The 19,840-nt window shown below is 65.7% G+C and carries 13 protein-coding genes and 4 tRNA genes; 5 read left to right on the top strand and 12 right to left on the bottom strand.

Going from position 1 to position 19,840, the window contains the following annotated elements:
* Positions 1–77 precede the first annotated feature (77 nt).
* Entirely contained in the window at positions 78–629 is a 552-nt protein-coding gene (locus OIE68_RS35265) for a class I SAM-dependent methyltransferase (protein WP_327095262.1), read from the top strand.
* Between the two features lie 38 nt (positions 630–667).
* Here OIE68_RS35265 and OIE68_RS35260 read toward each other — a convergent pair whose 3' ends face one another.
* From OIE68_RS35260 to OIE68_RS35245, 4 genes are all read right to left on the bottom strand, one after another.
* Positions 668–1,810 carry a 3-deoxy-7-phosphoheptulonate synthase gene (locus OIE68_RS35260; protein ID WP_419150609.1) on the bottom strand — a complete coding sequence of 381 codons (1,143 nt, stop codon included), beginning with the start codon at positions 1,808–1,810 and terminating at the stop codon, positions 668–670.
* Between the two features lie 221 nt (positions 1,811–2,031).
* Complete coding sequence (locus OIE68_RS35255) at positions 2,032–2,502, bottom strand: carboxymuconolactone decarboxylase family protein (protein ID WP_327095261.1); 471 nt, start codon at positions 2,500–2,502, stop codon at positions 2,032–2,034.
* Between the two features lie 174 nt (positions 2,503–2,676).
* On the bottom strand, positions 2,677–3,555 hold the full coding sequence (locus OIE68_RS35250; RefSeq protein ID WP_327095260.1) for an oxidoreductase: 879 nt from the start codon (positions 3,553–3,555) through the stop codon (positions 2,677–2,679).
* Positions 3,556–3,605: 50 nt separating this feature from the next.
* On the bottom strand, positions 3,606–7,115 hold the full coding sequence (locus tag OIE68_RS35245) for an amino acid adenylation domain-containing protein (RefSeq protein WP_327095259.1): 3,510 nt from the start codon (positions 7,113–7,115) through the stop codon (positions 3,606–3,608).
* A 139-nt stretch (positions 7,116–7,254) separates the two neighbouring features.
* On the opposite strand from OIE68_RS35245, the gene OIE68_RS35240 reads away from it, so the two are divergent.
* The gene (locus OIE68_RS35240; protein WP_327095258.1) at positions 7,255–8,874 is read left to right on the top strand and encodes a (2,3-dihydroxybenzoyl)adenylate synthase; all 1,620 of its coding nucleotides are present in this window, start codon (positions 7,255–7,257) and stop codon (positions 8,872–8,874) included.
* A gap of 124 nt (positions 8,875–8,998) precedes the next feature.
* Here the strand turns inward: OIE68_RS35240 and nbtS are convergent, their stop codons facing one another.
* Both nbtS and OIE68_RS35230 read right to left on the bottom strand, forming a co-directional pair.
* On the bottom strand, positions 8,999–10,309 hold the full coding sequence (gene nbtS / locus OIE68_RS35235; RefSeq protein WP_327095257.1) for a nocobactin biosynthesis salicylate synthase NbtS: 1,311 nt from the start codon (positions 10,307–10,309) through the stop codon (positions 8,999–9,001).
* 92 nt (positions 10,310–10,401) lie between these two features.
* On the bottom strand, positions 10,402–11,166 hold the full coding sequence (locus tag OIE68_RS35230; protein ID WP_327095256.1) for a DUF2127 domain-containing protein: 765 nt from the start codon (positions 11,164–11,166) through the stop codon (positions 10,402–10,404).
* Positions 11,167–11,287: 121 nt separating this feature from the next.
* On the opposite strand from OIE68_RS35230, the gene OIE68_RS35225 reads away from it, so the two are divergent.
* Together OIE68_RS35225 and OIE68_RS35220 are read left to right on the top strand one after the other, a co-directional pair.
* Entirely contained in the window at positions 11,288–13,744 is a 2,457-nt protein-coding gene (locus tag OIE68_RS35225) for a glycerol-3-phosphate 1-O-acyltransferase (protein ID WP_327095255.1), read from the top strand.
* A complete protein-coding gene (locus OIE68_RS35220; protein ID WP_327095254.1) occupies positions 13,744–15,192 on the top strand; it encodes an HAD-IB family hydrolase in 1,449 nt (482 codons plus the stop codon). Before OIE68_RS35225 ends, OIE68_RS35220 begins: the two co-directional genes overlap by 1 nt.
* A gap of 399 nt (positions 15,193–15,591) precedes the next feature.
* Here OIE68_RS35220 and OIE68_RS35215 read toward each other — a convergent pair whose 3' ends face one another.
* From OIE68_RS35215 to OIE68_RS35190, 6 genes are all read right to left on the bottom strand, one after another.
* The gene (locus tag OIE68_RS35215; protein WP_327095253.1) at positions 15,592–16,311 is read right to left on the bottom strand and encodes a polyprenol monophosphomannose synthase; all 720 of its coding nucleotides are present in this window, start codon (positions 16,309–16,311) and stop codon (positions 15,592–15,594) included.
* 240 nt (positions 16,312–16,551) lie between these two features.
* Positions 16,552–16,737 carry a hypothetical protein gene (locus tag OIE68_RS35210; RefSeq protein WP_327095252.1) on the bottom strand — a complete coding sequence of 62 codons (186 nt, stop codon included), beginning with the start codon at positions 16,735–16,737 and terminating at the stop codon, positions 16,552–16,554.
* A 553-nt stretch (positions 16,738–17,290) separates the two neighbouring features.
* Positions 17,291–17,367, bottom strand: a tRNA-Phe gene (locus OIE68_RS35205).
* Between the two features lie 59 nt (positions 17,368–17,426).
* Positions 17,427–17,500, bottom strand: a tRNA-Asp gene (locus tag OIE68_RS35200).
* Between the two features lie 28 nt (positions 17,501–17,528).
* Positions 17,529–17,601: transfer RNA gene (locus OIE68_RS35195), tRNA-Glu, on the bottom strand.
* 93 nt (positions 17,602–17,694) lie between these two features.
* Positions 17,695–18,360: a TetR/AcrR family transcriptional regulator gene (locus OIE68_RS35190; RefSeq protein ID WP_327095251.1), complete on the bottom strand. Its 666-nt coding sequence runs from the start codon at positions 18,358–18,360 to the stop codon at positions 17,695–17,697.
* An 851-nt stretch (positions 18,361–19,211) separates the two neighbouring features.
* On the opposite strand from OIE68_RS35190, the gene OIE68_RS35185 reads away from it, so the two are divergent.
* Positions 19,212–19,284: transfer RNA gene (locus OIE68_RS35185), tRNA-Lys, on the top strand.
* Positions 19,285–19,840: the final 556 nt, after the last annotated feature.

Genomic DNA, 19,840 nt, shown 5'->3' with positions numbered 1-19,840 from the left:
TCGATGAGGGTGGCGGTCGGGCGACGGATGGGCCCGAACCGCCGACCGGCGCGGCGCAATAGTCGTAGATTGCGAATATGGCGGCCGATACCCGATTCGAGTGGATCGCCGAAACCATGCACCTGCGGCCCGACGACCGGATCCTGGAAATCGGTCCCGGCTCCGGCGACTCGATCGCGTACCTGGCCGCTCGGCTGGACGGCGGTCGGATCGTCGGTGTGGACCGTTCCCCGACTGCCATCGCCCGCGCGAAGAAACGCCATGCCGCACTGATCAAATGCGGCAAGGTACATCTGTTGCACGCCGGACTGGAACAGCTCGACCGGGCCCGGGTGCTCGCCGAAATCGGACCGGCCCGCGGCTTCGACAAGGTTGTCGCCGTCAACGTGAATCTGTTCTGGACCAAACGGCCCACCGCCGAACTGGCCCTGATCCGGCAGGTCCTCACGCCCGACGGCACGCTGTATTTGTTCTACGGATACGGACAGCCGGACGGACCCGCTGGCGCCGGCCCGAAGCCCGCACCCGGACATCTCATCGATTATCTGGCCACCGCGGGCTTCGACGGTGCCATCGTCCGCTCCGGCGATATCCTCGGCGTCGTCGCGAAACCGCGGCGAAATCCGTAGCCGCGCCCCGGCTTTCACCGGGGCGACAGGCTCCGGTGTCAGTGATCGCGGCGCTGCTGCACCGCGTCGGCGAGGCGATCGAGCTGGGCGGCCGTGGTCTCCCAATCGATGCAGGCATCGGTGATGGACTGCCCGTAGGTCAGTGCGTCGGCGTGCCCGAGGGTCAGATCCTGGCGGCCCGCGACGAGGAAGCTCTCCAGCATCACGCCGACCACGCCCGGCTCGCCCGCGACCAACCGGCCCGCGATATCGGTGACCACATCGACCTGCTTGTTGTGATCCTTATTGCTGTTGCCGTGGCTGGCGTCCACCACGATCCGCTGCGGTAGCGATGCCTTCTCCAACCGGAGGCAGGCCGCGCGGACAGAGGCGGCATCGTAGTTCGGACCGGTGCTGCCGCCGCGCAGGATCACATGGCAGTCCGGATTGCCGGTGGTACGGATCAGCGCCGAGCGGCCGTCCAGATCGGTGCCGGGGAAGACGTGGCTGGCCGCGGCGGCCCGCACACCGTCGACGGCCACCTGCACATCGCCGTCGGTGCCGTTCTTGATGCCGACCGGCATGGACAGTGCGCTGCTGAGCTGGCGGTGCACCTGGCTGGCCGCGGTGCGCGCGCCGATGGCGCCATAGGCGACCAGGTCCGCGATGTACTGCGGGGTGATCGGGTCGAGGAATTCACAGGCCACCGGCAGGCCGAGGGCGGTGATATCGACCAACAGCTTGCGGCCGATGCCCAATCCGGTGTTCACGTCGAAGGAACCGTCCAGGTGCGGATCGTTGATCAGCCCCTTCCACCCCAGGGTGGTGCGCGGCTTCTCGAAGTACACCCGCATCACGACGTGCAGCCGATCGTCGAGTTCGGCCGCCTTGGCGGCTAGGCGGCGGGCGTAGTCCAGCGCGGCCGCCGGATCGTGGACCGAACACGGGCCGACGATCACCATCAGGCGATCGTCTGCACCGTTGAGCACATCGACGGTGGCTTTGCGACCGCCTCGGACCACGTCGGCCAGCGCATCGGTGATTCGGTGCACCTGGCGAACCTCTGCAGGTGAGCGCAACGGGCTCACACTCAGGGTGCGTTGGTCGTCCAAACCGAACAGCATCGCGGAGCGATTCGATGAGAGGTGGTGCTCGGGCGACGGGTGGGCATGCCGCGCATCGACGTCGGCTGCGGTAGTCATCGTTTGTGGGTTCCTTTACTTCAAGGCCGACCCACGGACGTGAAACCCGTCGAGCCGGTCCATCATCCGGCTCGAGGTGGAGGTGAGGTCAGCGCAAATGGTTGCCGCAGACCGACCCACCCAGGGCCGGCTTGCTAAACCAGAAATAGACGCGCTGCACGACGGTGACTGTACCAGGGACTATCCCGAGGTAACCGCAAGGCCAACTTTCGTGCCGAAGCTCACCCCAACTGACCGGGGACGTACCCACCGGCCGGGGTACGGACGATCACATTCATCCGGTTCCACGCGTTGATCGTCGCGATGGCCGCGATGAGAGCGGCGGTCTGATCGTCGTCGTAGTGCTTGCGTACCTGCTCCCAGGTCTCGTCGCTGACGCCACGGCCGTCACCGATTCGGGTGGCCTCTTCGGTGAGAGCGAGGGCGGCGCGCTCGGCCTCGGTGAAGACGGTGGCCTCGTGCCAGGCGGCGACCAGGTTTAGTCGCACGGAGGTCTCGCCCGCGTGCGCGGCATCCTTGGTGTGCATATCGACGCACATGCCGCAGCCGTTGATCTGGCTGGCGCGGATCTTGACCAGCTCGTAGGTGGCGGCGGGCAGGGAGGACCCGTCGACGACCTTGCCCGCGGTGATGAGCCGCTTGACGTAGCTACCGGCGACGGGGTTGGCGTAGAGGTTGAAGCGCTGTTCCATGATCTGTGCCTTTCCATTCGGTTGGGTTCACAGAGAGGACGACACGGCCCAGCCCAGTGTGACATCCACGAATGTGACCTACATCACAAAATCCCGGCCTGAGCTACTTGAATGACGGCACCCCCCGATCGAGCACAGGTCGAACCGAGTTGGCTTATGCCGCAATGGATTCGGCTACCTGCCGAATGTGTAGGTTACGCCGGTCAGCTTCTCCGACAGCTCCCACAGGCCGCGCGCGACCTGCTCGTTTTTGGATGCCGAGGTGGAACCGGACAGCCCCGGATAGCCGCGCATGTCGCCCCATCCGTCGGGGCCATAGAACGCGCCCGGCTCGACCTGCTCGGTAGCCGCGTAGATCTCCGGCAGCGCACCCATTTCGGCGCTCTGGGCCAGCAGCCGGTTGCCCAGCGCCATGACCGTGTCCAGGATGGATTCGGTATGCGACTGCAGTTCCGTTGCGGCATAACCGGGATGCGCGGCCACCGAAATCTTCGACGAACCCGCCGCGGTGAGCCTGCGCTGCAACTCGTAGGCGAACATCAGGTTGGCCAACTTCGCCTGACCGTAGGCGGACCAGCGCCGGTACTTGCGGCGCTCCCAGTTCAGATCGTCCAGATCGATCTTGCCGGCCCGGTGCGCACTACTGGAGACCGTGACCACCCGGTCCGAAATCTTTTCCAGCAGTAGCCCGGTCAGCGCGAAGTGACCGAGATGGTTTGTGCCGACCTGCATTTCGAAGCCATCGGCGGTCCGCCGCTCCGGCACCGCCATCACACCCGCGTTATTGATCAGTACGTCGACCCGGTCCACCGCATCGGCGAACGCACGCACCGAAGCCAGATCCGCGAGATCGAGTTCGCGCACCTCGGCCCGCGCACCGATCTCCCCGGCCACTTTCTCGCCCTTGGCCACATTTCGACAGGCCAGGACCACCTGCGCACCCGCCCCGGCCAGCGCACGCGCCGTCACCGCCCCCAGCCCGCTGTTCGCGCCGGTGACGATGATCGTGCGGCCACTCTGATCGGGAATGTTCGAGGTATCCCAACGGCTCATGTCCGGAAGTCTAGTGCGTGCGGCGACCCTTCTCAGGCAATGCGGGCAGGTCACGCCTGGGCCAGGATCTCCTCGTCGGTCATCGCGACCACCTCCAGGTACAACTTGGCGACGGCGTCCAGGCGATCGGGCGTGCCGCGACCGGCCTCCCGTTCGACCAGCCGCCCGGCCAACCCGGCCACCGTCCGGCCGACGAGCAGATCGGCGACCAGCGCGTGGTCGACCTCCAGCCATTCGCGGATCCTGGCGACGGCCGTGGTGGCCAGCACCGAGTCACCGCCCGCGCCGAAGAAATCGTCGTGCACGCCGATGCGATCGGTAGCTAGCACTTCGGCGACGATGGTGGCCAGCGCGGCCTCCAGCGGCGTACGCGGACGCGCGTCCACCGCTTCGGCCGCGTCGGGTTCCAGCAGTGCCACCACCGCGCGACGATCAAGCTTGCCGTTATCGGTCAACGGCATCTGCTCGAGGATCTCTATGCGAGTGGGAATCATGTAGCCGGGCAATAGATCTCGCACGGCACCGATAATCTCCTCGATGGAGCCGACCTCGCCCGAGACGGCCGCGACCAGCTTCGGCGCGCCCTTGCCGACCACGTCGGCAACCGCGTGCCGAACCCCCGGCGCGGTACGCAGTCCGCTTTCCACCTCGCCCAATTCCACTCGATAGCCGCGGATCTGGACCTGATGGTCGGCGCGACCGAGGAATTCGACGGTGCCATCGGGCCAGTAGCGCGCCATATCACCGGTGCGGTACCAGCGGAGATCGTCGTGGACGACGAACCGTTCCGCGGTACGCTCCGGATCATTGCGATAACCGGCCGCGATATTCGCACCGCCCACCCAGAATTCGCCGGGCACCCAGTCCGGGCAGTCGCGGCCCGCCGAATTCACCACGCGGCAGCGCACATTGCGCAGTGGCACGCCGAACGGGACGGTGGCCCAATGTTCGGGAGGGTCGGCGACCTCGCAAATGGTGTTGTGGATGGAGGTTTCGGTGGCGCCGCCCAACCCGGAGAACCGGCAGCCCGGCACCTGCCTGGCCAGCCGCCGCGCCAGATCCGCGCCGACCCAGTCGCCGCCGAGGGTGACCGCGCGCAGCGAATCGCCGAGGTGGTCGCCGCCGATCTCCAGGATCATGTCGAGCATGCTCGGCACACAGTTGAGGATCGAAACCCGGTGGTGGGTCAGCAGTTCCACCCAACTGGTCGCCTCCTCGCGCTGCGCGGCCGACAGCGCGACCACCGTGCCGCCGACGGCGAACATGCCGAACATGTCGTAGACGGAGGCGTCGAACTCCAGCGCGGACAGTCCGAGCACCCGGTCGGCCGGGCCGACCTCGAACCACTCGTTCACCGCGTCGATGGTGTTCATCGCACCGCGGTGCGGCACGTCGACACCCTTCGGCACACCGGTGGAGCCCGAGGTGAACAGCACATAGGCGATCGACTCCGGATCCGGAATCACCGGCTCGGCCAACGGATTCGGATGGGTACGCGCCGCTGACAGCGGCAAACACGTGATATCCGGCCGACCCATGTCGGCGCCGTCGACGGTGAGCGCGGCGACCACGTCACCGGTACGCAGGATCTCCGCGCGCCGCCCGACCGGCTGATCGAAACCGATGGGCACATAGGCCGCACCCGCCGCGAGCACACCGAGTACGGCGAGGATCTGATCCGGTCCCTTCGGCAACTGCACCGCGACGGTTTCACCGGACCGCACCCCGATTTCACGCAGCGCGGCCGCCACCGAAAGCGCTTGTGCGGCAAGCTCGGCATAGCTCCAGCCGCCATCCACGCCGTCGCGGCGCCACAGCACCGCCGGTGCGTCCGGCGTGCTGCGGGCATGGTCGAAGAAGCCCTGGTGTAGCGCCCGTCCGGAGACCGGACCGTCGGTCGCGTTCACCGCGGCACGCACAGCGGCCTGGGCGACCGGTAGGTGCACCGCGGCCTCCGCGATCCAACCCGCCTCGCCCGCGCCCAGCCTGCCGATGGCCTCGGTGTAGCTGGTGAACATGGCGTCGATCATGCCCGCGGGGAATGCGGATTCGCGCACGTCCCAGTTGAGCAGCAACCCGCCGCGCACCTCGGTGACCTGCGCGTCCAACAGCACCTGCGGGCCCTGCGAGATGATCCAGACCGGCTCGCCGAAGGTCTCGGTGACCGAGGTGGCGAACAGCTCGCCCAGGTTGAGCGCGCTGGTATAGACGATCGGCGCGAGCACCGGCTCGCCGCGGTGCCTGCCGAGATCGCGCAGCACCTCCAGCCCGGAATACGCGGTGTGCGCGCCGCTTTCGTGCATCGCACGCTGCAGCGCCTTCGCCCGCTCGGTGACCGTCACGTTCTCGGTGACATCCACCTCCAACATGATCGAGGAGGTGAAATCGCCGATCACCCGGTCGATATGCGGATGCACCGGTTCCCGGTGGAACAGCGGCACATTCAGCAGGAAGCGGCTCTGCGCCGACCAGCCGCCGATGGTCTCGGCGAATACCGCGGCCAATGCCATTGCCGGCGTGATGCCGCGGGCATGCGCGGCGGCGAGCAGCCGCTCCTTGGCTTCCGGCTCCAACCAGTGGTTGTAGCGGACGGTCCGATGCGGTTCGGCGCGTTCGCTGACCGGAATGGTCGGCAACTCCGGTGCGCCGGGCAGCTCCGGCAGCCGATCGCGCCACCACTGCTTATCGCGTTCCCTGGCACCGGCATCCACCGTGCGCTCGGTGCGATAGCGGCGGTAGCTGTAGCCCTGCGGCGGCACCGTGCCGCCGTGGTAGAGCTCGGCGAGGTCGGCGACGAGCACGCGGTAGCTCATCGCGTCGCCCGCGATCATGTCGACATCGAGGTGCAGCCGGGTACGACCGTCGGCGAGCAGGCTCAGCGTCACATCGAGCACCTGGCCCTCCTCGATGACCAGCCGCTGATGAGTCTTGCTGTCGCGCAACCGCTCCAGTTCGGCCTCGGCCGCCGCAGGAGTGTGCGCGCGCAGATCGACGACCGCGAATACCGGCCGACCCGGGTTGAGAATGGTCTGCTGAGTGCCCTCGGGGAGAAACCTGGTGCGCAGCATCGGATGCACGGCAACGAGATCCGTCACTGCCCGCGCCAAACGTTCGGGATCGACCTCCGCACCGTCGAATTCGACATACAGGTGCGCGGCGACGCCGCCGAGATCCTGTTCCTCCGAGCGACCGATCCAGTAGGCGTGCTGCATCGAGCCCAATGGGAACGGCGCGAATTCGTCCCCGGGATCAACGTTTTCGACAGACCGGGGTTCAACTTCCGGAACTGCCGCGGCGGATTCGTCGACGCCGAGCAACCGTGCCCACTCCGCGACCGACGGCGCCGCCGCCAACTGCGCGAAGTTGATCTCCAACCCGCGTTTGCGCCAGCCGCCCGCCAACTTCATGGTGCGTATGGAGTCCAGTCCGAGCTGGATCAGATCATCGCCGTCGGCGATCGTCTCGACCAGCACATCGAGTTGCTTCGCAATGGCCGCGCGAATTTCCTCCCGGCCGATCGTCGTTCCCGCCCCGTCCCCCGGTCGCTGTGCTGGCTCCATCTGGCGCTGTCACTCCTTGGTCGCCGCCGCATCCGGCGGATCGAGACTGCTCGGCGGTAGCCTATCGCATTGAGATAGGGTTGCCTAACCTATGTTATGAGACCCTAATCATGCAGCAGATCTTCCAGTGAGGCAGACCGTGACTTCGACATCCACCTCGCCCACCCATCGCGACGGCTACGTCCCCTTCCCAACCGCCGACGCCGCGACCTATCGCGCGGCCGGTTACTGGACCGGCCGCCCACTCGGCGACCTGCTGCGCGCGACCGCGACCCGACACCCGCACCGCACGGCCCTGCTCGATGCCGACAGCGCGCGCACCTACGCATGGGTGGATGCCGAGGCAGACCGAATGGCGCACGGTTTACTCGCACTCGGCATCGCGCCGGGCGATCGGGTGGTCGTACAACTGCCGAATGTGCCGGAGTTCTTGACGGTCCTGTTCGGATTGCTGCGCGCCGGAATCATTCCGGTGCTGACCCTGCCCGCGCATCGCCGCGCCGAAATCGAGCATCTGGCCGGACTTTCCGAAGCGGTCGCGTACATCGTGGCGGACCGGCTCGGTGACTTCGACTACCGCGAACTGGCCGAAACCGTCCGTTCGGCCGTACCCACCCTGCGTCACGTTCTGGTACTCGGCGATCCGGGAACGTTCACCGCTCTAAATTCGATTCCCCGCGACGGTGGTTCACTGCCCGACATCGATCCGAGCGATATCGCGCTGATGCTGGTCTCCGGCGGTACCACCGGCTTGCCGAAGCTCATCGCACGCACCCACGACGACTACGTCTACAACGCCACCGCAAGCGCCGAGGTCTGCGGACTGACCGAGGACGACGTCTACCTCGCGACACTGCCCGCCGCACACAACTTCCCACTCGCCTGCCCCGGCATCCTCGGCACCGTATCGGTCGGCGCGGCCGTCACCTTCATCACCGATCCGAGCCCGGAGAGCGCCTTCGCCACCATCGAACGCCATCGCGTCACCGTCACCGCCGTCGTGCCGCCACTGGCCCAACTCTGGTGTGCGGCAACCGAATGGGAGGACGCCGATCTCGGCTCCCTGCACCTGCTTCAGGTCGGCGGCGCGCGGCTGGCCGAGGTGAATGCCCGCGAGGTTGCGCCCGCACTGGGCGTCCAACTGCAACAGGTCTTCGGTATGGCCGAGGGCCTGCTCAACTACACCCGCCTCGGCGACACCGCCGATATCGTCTGCACCACCCAGGGCCGTCCGCTCTCGCCTGCCGACGAGGTGCGGGTCGTGGATGCCGACGGCAACGATGTCGCCCCCGGCCAAGAGGGTGAACTACTCACCAAGGGCCCCTACACAATCCGCGGCTATTACCGCGCCCCCGAACACAATGCCCGCGCCTTCACCCCCGACGGCTACTACCGCTCCGGCGATCTCGTGCGCCGACTGCCGAGCGGGCATCTGATCGTCTCCGGCCGCATCAAGGACGTCATCAACCGCGGCGGCGAGAACATCTCCTGCGACGAACTCGAGGAACATCTGCTCGCCTACCCGTCCGTCCGGCATGCCGCCGCCGTCGGCCTGTCCGATGCCGCATTGGGTGAAAAGGTCTGCGCCGTGCTCGTTGTCGACAGCGAAATGCCGACCCTGGCGCAGCTCAAATCCTTCCTCACCGACCGCGGCCTGGCGACCTACAAACTCCCGGACCTGCTCCGCCAGGTCGACAAACTTCCGATCACCGCCGTCGGCAAGATCGACAAGAAGGCTCTGCGCGCCGACCACGGATGAGTCGAAACGATCGGGGGTGGCGCGAGTCCGAAAACGCCACCCCCGACCTGTACCCGGATAACCGGGTTGCCCCAACAGATGATTCGGAGCACGGCCCCAACTTGATGGGTGTGCCGCCGAATTGCTAAGCCTTGACTACGTAAGGCGCGACGCTGCCCAACTTTTCGCAGGTCTCCTCGAATTCCCGCTCCGGGCGCGACTGCCCGACAATGCCCGCGCCCGCCCGCAGCCACGCACCCTCGGTGGTCTGGTAGACCGCCCGCAGCACCAGCGTCGCCTCCATCGCACCGCTCGGCGAAATCGTCACCACAGCACCGGAATACAGGCCGCGCGGCGCACCGTCGAGACGGAACACCGAGTCGACGCCTGCGCGCTTCGGAATACCGGAAGCGGTGACCGACGGGAACAAAACCTCCAGCGCGTCCCAGCTGGAACGGTCCGCGGCCAGCCGCCCGCGCACCGTGGAAGCCAGATGCTGCACGCTGCCGCGTTCCCGAACCGCCATGAAATCGGAGACCGCGGGCGTGCCGGGATCGGCCACCGCGGTGATTTCGGCAAAGGAGGTCTGCACCGAAATCGCGTGCTCCACGATCTCTTTGGGATCGGTGATGAGGTCAGCCCGAGCCGCCATATCGATGGCTTCGCCCAGCCCGAAGGCGCGCGTCCCGGCGAGCGGCTCGGTGGTGACCACCCGATCCTCGTCGACGGAGGCGACCAACTCCGGACTGAATCCGGCCGCCTCGAGTCCACCGAGGCGAAGCAGGAACGACCGCGCCGGAGTGTTGTTGGCGCGGCCGAGCCGGTAACTGGCCGGGACGTCCACCGCGAACGGCAGATCGACCTTCCTGGACAGAACGACCTTCTGATAACGGCCGGAACGGATTTCCGCGACCGCCTCGGCGACCCGATCGCGATATCCGGTCGGATCGAGACGCACGTCGACCGGATGCGCCTGCGGCAGCTCGGTCTCCTGCGAGGCGGCGATGAGATCGTGAATGTCATTGGCCTCGGCCGGTGTCGCACCGGAAATCCGGACGCCGAACTCACCGACCCGCACCTCGATGCGCGGAATCATCAGATGGGCCAGTGCGGTTCGCGGATCCAGATGTTGCGTCGCATCCAATGCCCATGCGCAGAATTCGAATCCGATCCAGCCGTAGGCTCGACGCCCGCCGAGCGGCAGCGTGGCGAGGGCGTTGTCGATGACCCGCGCCGGGCTACCCTCCCAGGCACTAGTGGTGCCGCGGCCGTCCCAGGACACGCGCAATTCGTTCGCGTCGAGTTCGACGCCGCCGAGCGGATCCGCCGCGAATACCCATTCGCCGGGCCGTTCGTACATTACGTATTCGCCGAAGCGCTCGGCCGCCGCCAGCCGGGACATCGCTGCCGCCGGATCGGTCACATACTCAACGCGCAAGCGCTCCGTGGTCGACAACGATCCTCCAAGGTTATGCTGACCTAACTTTGAGAAGTAAGGTTAGCATTACCTGTCTAGATCAGTTCTGTGCTGCAGACCACAGCAAACGGTTACTCCGCGGGCACCGCGAGCGCCGACCGCTCGACGCTCAACAGGCTCTCCGTGCTGTGCTCCGCGTGGTACGCGGCCCCGCCGCCGCGCACTCCGAACAACCGCTTGCTGTAGACCAGCCAGACCACCGCTGCGATATTGATCAGCAGCGCGCCGATGCGCAGCACGGTGATCTTCTCGGTCAACTCGTAGATCTCCAACGGCAGGAAGATGCTGGTCGCGACCACCGCGAAGTACTCACCCCAGCGCTTCACCAACCAGAGCCCGACCGCCTCGATCCCCTGCAGCGCCGCATAGGCGAGGATGCCGATGGCCACCCACAGCAGGGTCGGATTCGACAGTGAGAACGCGTCATCGATCAAATGCACGATCTTGGATCGGTCGATATCCCAGCCGATCTGATCGGCCAGCGGCCGCAGCAGCGGCAGTTCCTCATCGAAGGCCGCCCGCATATCCTCGCGCGAGGACCGGAATTTGAAGACCGCGAGCGCGGCGACCACCAAGAGCAAACCGCGTGCCAACCGCTCGATCGCCAACGCCCGCATCAGCCAGCGGTCCCGCAGCAGTCGCCCGCGCGGCACCTCCGGAGCATGGTCGGCGGGCCCGGACCCCACCGGTTCGCCGGGTACGAAAGTGCCGCAGCGCAGACACCGCCACGCGACACCGGCCACCGTCTGAACATGCAGCCGCTCCGCCAGATCCTGCTCGTCCGGCGCATAGGTGTAATGGCCGTGCCAGCCGCACGCGCGTAACGCCCAATCCATGCGCGCAGCCTAGTTCGGCATCGCGATCGGCCGCGATCGCAAACGCCGTTTCGATATCCGAAGCCCAACTCACCCGCCGGAGTTCCTGCGCGGAATCCGCTGGCGGGCTTCAATAGGAGTCATGATCGATCACCGCGGGGATTCGCCCGCTCCAGCTCGAGCGGCAGCCCCCGATTCGGTGGTGACACTGATCGATGCGAGCTCCGGCGTGGAACGCGAACTCGTCGGCGCCTGGCTGGCCGACGGCGGACTGAAGCACGAACTCGGCATCGACGCACCCATCACCCAGTTGGATCTGGATGCGGATGCTATCGGCGATCGACTGGTCGGACGCCGCGACGATCCGCTTGTGGTGCCGATCCGGGTGGTGTGGCTGCCGCCGGAGCGCGACGGGGTCCGCCGCATCACCTTCGCCGACCTGGCCCTGCTGACCAATCCACGCAAGCCGAACCGACTCGCGCAACGCCGGTTGGTCGGCAAGTCCCCGGACCGCCATGTGGTGCTCACCGGGCAGCCCGCTCTGCTCAGCGAATTGCGCGCTAATAATCCGGAGGCCGCGGCGCTGCTCATGAAGGGCTCCGCCGAGCCGTTCGCCCGCGCCATCGTGCGCGCCGCGGTAGTCGCTCTGGAACGCGCCGAACGTTCCATCATCGGCGACCGGTACAAGGTGCCGCGGCTGGTGGCCGAGGAGATCCTCGACTCCCCCGATTTCCTGCGCAGGCTCGAACTCATCGCCGATCAGCTCGGCACGAGTCCGCACGAGGTGTACCGGCGGGCCGAGAAGGCGCTGAACGAACTCGTTGCCGCCCAGAGCAGACTGGTCTCGGATCTGTTCACCCAGGCGATGCGCCCGATCCACGCCTCGACCTGGAAGGTCGACTCCGACGACTCCGGCCTGGACGGGTTGCGCGCGCTGAACCGGAACCATCCGCTGGTCTTCCTGCCCTCGCACCGGTCCTATGTCGATGCGTTCGTACTCGGTGATGTGCTGGCCCGCAATGACTTTCCACCGAATCATGTGATCGGCGGCGCGAATCTGAGCTTCTGGCCGATGGGTCCGATCGCCCGCCGCACCGGCACAGTCTTCATCCGGCGCAGCTTCGGTGACGACGAGGTCTACAAGGCGGTGGTCGAGGAGTACTTCGCCTATCTGCTGGCCAAGCGATTCAACATGGAGTGGTACTTCGAGGGCGGCCGCACCCGCACGGGCAAGTTGCGCCCGCCACGCTACGGCTTGCTGAATTACCTTGCCTCCGCAGTCCGTTCGAATCGGATCGACGATGTGCTGCTCGTCCCGGTATCGATCACCTATGAGCGACTGAACGAACTCGGCGCCATCGCCACCGAGCAAGCGGGCGGGAAGAAGAAACCGGAGGGGCTGGCCTGGATGGCGCGTTATATACGCAGCCAACAGCATTCGGCCGGACACGTCTATGTGCGATTCGGCGAACCGCTGTCGGCGCGCGATCGCCTTGCCGCATATGGAGATCCGCTCTCCCCGGCACCGACGATCATTCCGCTGCACCGCACCGAACCAGCGGGAACCGAACCGAGCAATGTCACCGAGTCGGCGGAGGTCGCCGAGCTGGAGCGAAAGGCCGTGCAGCGATTGGCCTTCGAGGTCGCCGTCGGTATCAACACGGTCACCCCGATCACGGTCAACGCGCTGGCCACCCTGGCACTGCTCGGTGTACACGAGCGTGCGCTCACCCTCGGCGAGGTGCGCACCGTGCTGGCCCCGGTGCTGCGGTACATCGAGAAGCGTGGGTTGCCGCGCGGCGAACTGGCGGCGTTGCGCGATGAGCAGAGTCTCGCGGTGGTACTCGAGCAGTTGTCGCTGGCCAAGGTCGTAACGGTGTATCGCGGTGGGCTGGAGCCGGTGTACTCGATCGAATCGGGTGCGCATCTGGAGGCCGCATTTTATCGCAATAGCGCGGTGCATTGGTTCATCAACCGCGCCATTCTCGAATTGTCGATCCTGTGTGCCTTGGAGATGCAGGCGCCGGATCAGCTGCGGGCCGGCTGGGACGAGGCCTTCCGACTGCGCGATCTGCTGAAGTTCGAATTCTTCTTCCCGGAGCGGGCCGAGTTCTCGGCGCAGATGACCGCGGAAATGCTGCTGGTGGACCCGGATTGGCACCAGCACACAGCGGCGGACACCCTGGGCGAGGATATTCTGCACAAACTCACCGCATCCGGATTCATGATGGCGCACCGTACGCTGCGCGCGTTCGTCGACGCGCAGCTGGTCGTGGCCGAGCGGCTGACGGCTCACGACAGCGCCGAAGAGATCGATCGCAAGGAGTTCATCGACGAGTGCGTCGCGGTCGGCAAGCAGATGCTGCTGCAGCAGCGACTGCACAGTCCGGAGTCTGTCTCCACCGAATTGTTCTCCAGCGCACTCAAACTCGCGGATAACCACGGGTTGTTGACCCGCGTCAGTCATGACTCGGCCAAGCCGAGGGCCGAATTGACCCGGCGCAGAATCGAATTCGCCGACCAGCTACGCATTATCGCCACCCGGATCTCGCAGGCCGCCGCGCTGGATCCGTCCAATATGCCCGCACGGGGGGCCTGATGGTCGAACAGAGCGCCGCGGTCCCAACGGATCTCGCGGCGGCCATCGCCGCGATCCGGTCCGGGCCGCAGGGGCCGGAAGTCGCCGCGGTCTTCGACTTCGCCACCGTTGTGGATGGTTTCGGGCCGCTGTCGCGGTGGACATTCCGGCGCGATAAGAGCCGAATTACTGCGGACACCCTGCTCGGCAGCATCCGCAACGGCCTCACCGATGGCGAATACAGCCGATTCCTCCAGCAGGCCATGCGGACACTCGCCGAGCAGCCCGAAGCCGAGCTGGACGAGTTGGGCACGCTGCTGTTCCGAAAGAAAATCTACGGGCACCTGTATCCCGAAGCGTGGCAGCTGATCCGGACGCACGAAGCCGCCGGGCACACCGTGGTGCTCGCGACCGCGCTGACCCGATTCCAGGTCGAACCCGCTGCGGCCGAACTCGGTATCGAGCATGTGCTGTACACCCGGATGGCGACCACCGATGGCGTGCTCACCGGTTACGCCGACGGAAAAACCCTGTGGCGCAATGGCAAGGCCGATGCGGTTCGCGAATTCGCGGCAGCACACGGGCTGGATATCAGCCGCAGCTACGTCTACGCGGACAGCATCGCCGATCTGCCGCTGCTTTCGGTGGTCGGGCATCCGGTAGCGGTGAATCCCGAGCGAAAGCTCGGTACCGCGGCCGCCGAACAGAATTGGCCGGTACTGACGTTCCATCCGCGCCAACCGCCGCGCCCGACCGACTATCTACGCACCGTCGCCGGATTCGCCGGGCTACTGGCCGGGGCGCTGCTCGGCGTGCTCAGCAAGTCCTACACGCGTCAGCGCCGGAAGATGGCCGATGCGCTGATGGCCTACGGAACCGGTGCCACGCTCGGCGCGACCGGCATCCGGCTGCGGGTCAGCGGTGCGGAAAATGCCCGCGCCCCACGACCCGCCGTGTTCCTGTTCAACCATCAGAGCCAGTTCGACGTGATCATCGTGCCCAAGGTGCTCGAAGGCGGGGTCACCGGAATCGGCAAGAAGGAGCTGACAAAGAATCCGATCTTCGGTCCGCTGATGCGGTTCGTCGGGGTCACCTTCATCGATCGTGCCAACACCACGCAGGCCAAGGCGGCGCTGGCGCCGGTGGTGCAGACGCTGCGCGGCGGGCTGTCGATCGCGGTCTCACCCGAAGGCACCCGGTCGTATACGCCGCGCGTCGGCCCATTCAAGAAGGGCGCCTTCCACATCGCGATCCAGGCCGGGGTGCCGGTGATCCCGGTGGTAATCCGCAATGCGGGTGAAATCAACTGGCGCAACTCGATGGTCGCGCGCAAGGGCACCGTCGACGTGGCCATCCTCGACCCGATCGACGTCGGCAGTTGGGACGCGAACGATATGGACGACAACGTCGAAGCCGTTCGTCAGCTGTACACCGACACCCTGCTGAACTGGCCGTCGCCGGACCGCTGACGCCGCCGGGCACATTCACACGCACCCAGTACGCAGGGTGCTCCGTACTACCGGATGCCCGGCTGGCGAACGGATACCCAGCTACATGGCAGACAGGATGCCCGCCCGGCGAACGGATACCCAGCTACATGGCAGACAGGATGCCCGCCCGGCGAACGGATACCCAGCTACATGGCAGACAGGATGCCCGCCCGGCGAACGGATACCCAGCTACATGGCAGACAGGATGCCCGCCCGGCGAACGGATACCCGGTTAGTTGGTGGGCAGGGTGCCCTGCTGGGGTGAACGGGATTTCCGGCTGACGGACGGTGCCCGGTTGGTTGCCGGACGGGATGTCCGGCTGACGAATGAGTGCCCCGTTACTTGGCGGACGGGGTGCCCGGTCGTCGTCGGGTGTGTCAGACCGAGCGGCCGAACAGCAGCTTCCACGGCATCAACGCGGATTCCAGTTGCACCTTGAGGCTCATCTTGGAGGCGCCGAGGGTGCGCTCCTCGAACCGGATCGGCACCTCGGCGATCGTGATGCCCTTCTTGACGGTGCGGTAGTTCATCTCGACCTGGAACGAGTACCCGTTGCTGCGGATCGACGCCACGTCGATGGCGCGCAGCGTATCGGCCTCCCATGCTTTGAATCCGGCGGTCGCGTCCTTGACGGCCAGTCGCAGGATCAGGTTCACGTAGAAGTTGGCCCAGGCGGACAGCGCCTTGCGGTACCACTTCCACTCCTCGGCGGTGGACCCGCCGGGCACGTAGCGGGACCCGAGCACGACCCCGGCATCGGTGGTGTCCAGCTTCTCCAGCATGGCCGGAATGACCTCAGCAGGATGCGACAGGTCGGCGTCCATCTGGATCACCACATCGGCGCCCTCTTCCAGTGCCCGGGTGATCCCTGCCACGTACGCGCGGCCCAATCCGTCCTTTTCGGTGCGGTGCAGCACGCCGACGACATTCGGCAGCTCGGCCGCCAGCTTGTCGGCGATCTCACCGGTCCCGTCCGGCGAATTGTCATCCACCACGAGCACATGCAGATCGGGCACCGACAGCGCCGTCAGCCGCTCCACCGCAACCGGCAGATTCTCCCGCTCGTTGTAGGTCGGCACAACAACGGTAACCCTCAAGGGTCGCCCTCCCTGCTCACCTGTTCCAGCCCGCAGACCCACGACAGGACCCGGAGCACTCGTCTGATTGCCAAGAACCGTACTTGATCGAACTGAAGACCACCTGAGCGCCCGCACGCTCCCGACGCCACCCGAATACCCGCGACATGCCGACTAGCTCGCAAATCGCGTCACCCACCCCGCCGACCACCCCCGGATTCACATCGAAATCAGTTGCCGCACACCACCCCTGGCGCGCCCTCACTTCTCCCCATCGCGCCAATCCCGCTCCCGAGCATCCTCACGAGCATTGCGCGCATGCACGATCTCCAATGCCCGCTCAGCAGTAGCCCGATCCGGATACGGCCCCATCCGATCCCGGAACCAACACTGCTTCCCACTCTCGGCCCGCTGATGCTTCAAGCAGTAATACCACTTCTCCGCCATCCCCCCAGCATCCCACCACCATGATCAACAGACCCCCAATTTCCACCTGGACGGCCCGACGGAAGGACTGGGGGTTCGGGGCGAGAGCCCGCCTTACCTCCCACGGCCCAAAGCCCGAACTGCACTTCCATCCCCAGCCAGCCGACTGGGTTCTACGTTTCTCCGTCACGACAGCGATAGCCGCCGTTCCGGCGATCAGCAGAGACCGCGTACACGACCGCAGCCCCGAAGCTCCCACCGATGGCGACACCGGCCAGAGATACGCTCCCCCCGACGATGATGCTCGATAGCACCACCCTGCCGGCGCTGAACACGTACACGGCAAACGGGAACGTCAAGATTGCACCCACGAATGCGCCGATGCCGCCTCCCGTCCACACAGGCCAGGCTTTCATCTGTTCAATCCTAGCCTCGACCTGGGCACGAACTACTGCGCGACGTCCGGCAGCGGGCGAGCCCCGGTTCTCTACAGTCAACCCCGGTCGACGATAGCCAGCCCTAGCGAGGTATGAACGCGAAAATCCCCCCGACCAGGCTTTATGTCGAGGGGATTTGGTGGCCAGGGCCGGGATCGAACCGGCGACCTTCCGCTTTTCAGGCGGACGCTCGTACCAACTGAGCTACCTGGCCGCAGGCACCCGTGGTGAATGCCATACGCGAAACGCCGGATTGCTCCGGCGCTTACTTTGCGACCCTGACGGGACTCGAACCCGCGACCTCCGCCGTGACAGGGCGGCGCGCTAACCAACTGCGCCACAGGGCCTTGCGTGCTTCCAACGATCCGAAGACCGTACCCCCTACGGGATTCGAACCCGCGCTACCGCCTTGAAAGGGCGGCGTCCTAGGCCGCTAGACGAAGGGGGCTCGCCCCGGATTTCTCCGGACCGGCTTCAACGGCTGTCCGTTGGGAGCTGGGATAGCTTATGACAGACCGGCCGTGTTTCCCAAATCGGCTGTTCAGGCTCCCAAACCGAGCTCTTCGAGTCGAGCCTGTGCGCGCCAGCCGTCGTTGCGGAACTTCTCGGCCCATTCGGGCGTGGCCATCGCCTCGACCACGACTTCGAGCGCCTCCTGGAACCGGGTACGCAGATCGACCCCGTTGCCGAGGATGTCGATCAGATAGCGCTGGCCGGCCAGGGCGGCAGAGATGGTGCGGGTGAAGCGGTCCGGGTCGGCGTCGGCGCGCAGCTGGCCCTGATCGATGGCGCGAACCGCGAGCACTCTGGTGGCGCGGCCGACTATTCGACCGCCGCCGGTCTGCACATCGCGATAGAAGTCCGGTTCGATGATCAACCGGAATTCAGCCTGCACGATGATGTCGTGCTCGAGTCGCAATGCCACCTCGTCGACCATCCCGTGCAGGACGTCGAGTGGACCGAGATCCGTTCTGGCAAGCCAACGCTCGGCCGATGTGCGGTATCGGTCGACCGCGGTCTCGAGTACCGCGCGTGCGAGATCTTCCTTGGAATCGAAATGAAAGTACATGGCGCCCTTGGTGGCGCGTGAACCTTCCAATATGCGGTTGAGCGATGCAGCGGCATAGCCGCTCTTCCCGAACTCAACGGCGGCGGACCTGATTATCGCCGCGCGTGTCCGGCGGGCCCGCTCTTGCTGCCGTGCCATGCTCGAAACGCCTCCGAAGCCTACTCGTCGCCAATAGGTGCCCCCAAAAGAACGGACCCTTGGCGCGAAATTATGAGTTTTATCAATACTTCAAATCGGGATTTCGCCCCGTTTCAAACTTTCGGTACGAAAACTTGCGAAAATCCTGAAACACACCAGCTGGTATAGTTTCTTTGCCCAGGTGCGCCGCAGGGGGTGCGCACCTGGGCATAACTTCGTCTCGGATCTGCCTCCCCCGGCGTCGACTCGTAGGAAGTCGCGATCGGCCGAACCAGCCGCGACACGTTCGGGCACACCAACGATAAGCCGAATTCCGGATCGCCGGGTAAGTCGGCGATTCTTCCGTAATTCACCAAGTCGTCACCGTACCTGGAAACACCATCCGACACGCGGCAAACCGAAGACTCCAGCGGCCCAAACATCCGGATATCTGTTACAGCAAACTTCACGCAATCGAACAAAGTGATGCCTCGGATTTCCGAATTCGACAGCGTTGCAGCACTGTTCACCCGAGTCGACCAGCGGCCCGGTCGCCGCGGCGCCGACCGCGCGACACCGGCCAGCCGCCTCGCTGCGTCCCCCCGCACACTGGCCCTACACCCCCTGCAAATCCAAAGATATTGGTACGCAACATGATTGGATGGTAGCCCGGCTCGGTAGGAATGAACAAAGCTGGGTACCAAATGTTTACCGGCAGCATCGCTACCCGCACGCATCGTGTTACCTGGCGCGCCAGCACGACTCGGCACCGGCACCCGACAACCCCGAGCGAACCGATCCACGCTCCCAGCCGACGCGCCCCCGCCCCCGGTTACCCGATCCGCGCCTGGCCCACTACACTGTCCATCCGCGCCCCTATAGCTCAGTTGGTAGAGCTACGGACTTTTAATCCGCAGGTCGTAGGTTCGAGCCCTACTGGGGGCACCTTACTCAGGCGTCCGGTTTCTATACCGGACGCCCGAGTCATATTTCCGGACCGCACGCAGTCGTGGACGCGCATCGGCTGCGGCCATGAAACACCACAATCCGCGGCGGGCTTTTCCATACCGTAGGCCGCACACCCAGGCACCCCTCGGCAACAGGTGAAGCCGATGACTTCGCTCGACGATCGGCTTTCTCAGGTTCCCATCGGACAGATCGCCGATAAGTCGACCAGGCCACCGATACGAAGGCGGCATTGCCGACATTGCTCGGTTGATTACCGCCCGGGGCGACGGAGCCCGAGGGCGCGGCTTCATTGGTGGGCGCGCTGGATTGCCGCTCGGCGCGACGAAGGGCAATGATCTGGTCACCGATGCCGCCTCCGATCGCGATGGCTATCCGGCCGAGCGGCTGGGCAGTGGCGCGCACCACAGACGCGGTCCGGCGCCGGCATCGGACACATACTCGACGGTCTGCTCGGCAGCAGCGGCAAGAACATCGGCATCGACGGTGCGATCAGAGAAGCGTTGGCAGGGAACGCAGGTGGTGCACTCGCGGA

Origin of the sequence: Nocardia vinacea (genome assembly GCF_035920345.1) — a bacterium.
Classification (GTDB): Bacteria; Actinomycetota; Actinomycetes; order Mycobacteriales; family Mycobacteriaceae; genus Nocardia; species Nocardia vinacea_A.
Note: the sequence above shows the minus strand (reverse complement) of the source record. Positions and strands in the feature narration are given on the sequence as shown.

Bases quoted from the DNA above. Each gene is read 5' to 3' on its own strand.
- OIE68_RS35255 (WP_327095261.1), bottom strand. From the start codon at position 2,502: ATGGAACAGCGCTTCAACCTCTACGCCAACCCCGTCGCCGGTAGCTAC.
- OIE68_RS35230 (WP_327095256.1), bottom strand. From the start codon at position 11,166: ATGGATTGGGCGTTACGCGCGTGCGGCTGGCACGGCCATTACACCTAT.
- OIE68_RS35250 (WP_327095260.1), bottom strand. From the start codon at position 3,555: ATGAGCCGTTGGGATACCTCGAACATTCCCGATCAGAGTGGCCGCACG.
- OIE68_RS35260 (WP_419150609.1), bottom strand. From the start codon at position 1,810: ATGACTACCGCAGCCGACGTCGATGCGCGGCATGCCCACCCGTCGCCC.
- OIE68_RS35220 (WP_327095254.1), top strand. From the start codon at position 13,744: ATGGTCGAACAGAGCGCCGCGGTCCCAACGGATCTCGCGGCGGCCATC.
- OIE68_RS35210 (WP_327095252.1), bottom strand. From the start codon at position 16,737: ATGGCGGAGAAGTGGTATTACTGCTTGAAGCATCAGCGGGCCGAGAGT.
- OIE68_RS35225 (WP_327095255.1), top strand. From the start codon at position 11,288: ATGATCGATCACCGCGGGGATTCGCCCGCTCCAGCTCGAGCGGCAGCC.
- OIE68_RS35190 (WP_327095251.1), bottom strand. From the start codon at position 18,360: ATGGCACGGCAGCAAGAGCGGGCCCGCCGGACACGCGCGGCGATAATC.
- OIE68_RS35265 (WP_327095262.1), top strand. From the start codon at position 78: ATGGCGGCCGATACCCGATTCGAGTGGATCGCCGAAACCATGCACCTG.
- OIE68_RS35245 (WP_327095259.1), bottom strand. From the start codon at position 7,115: ATGGAGCCAGCACAGCGACCGGGGGACGGGGCGGGAACGACGATCGGC.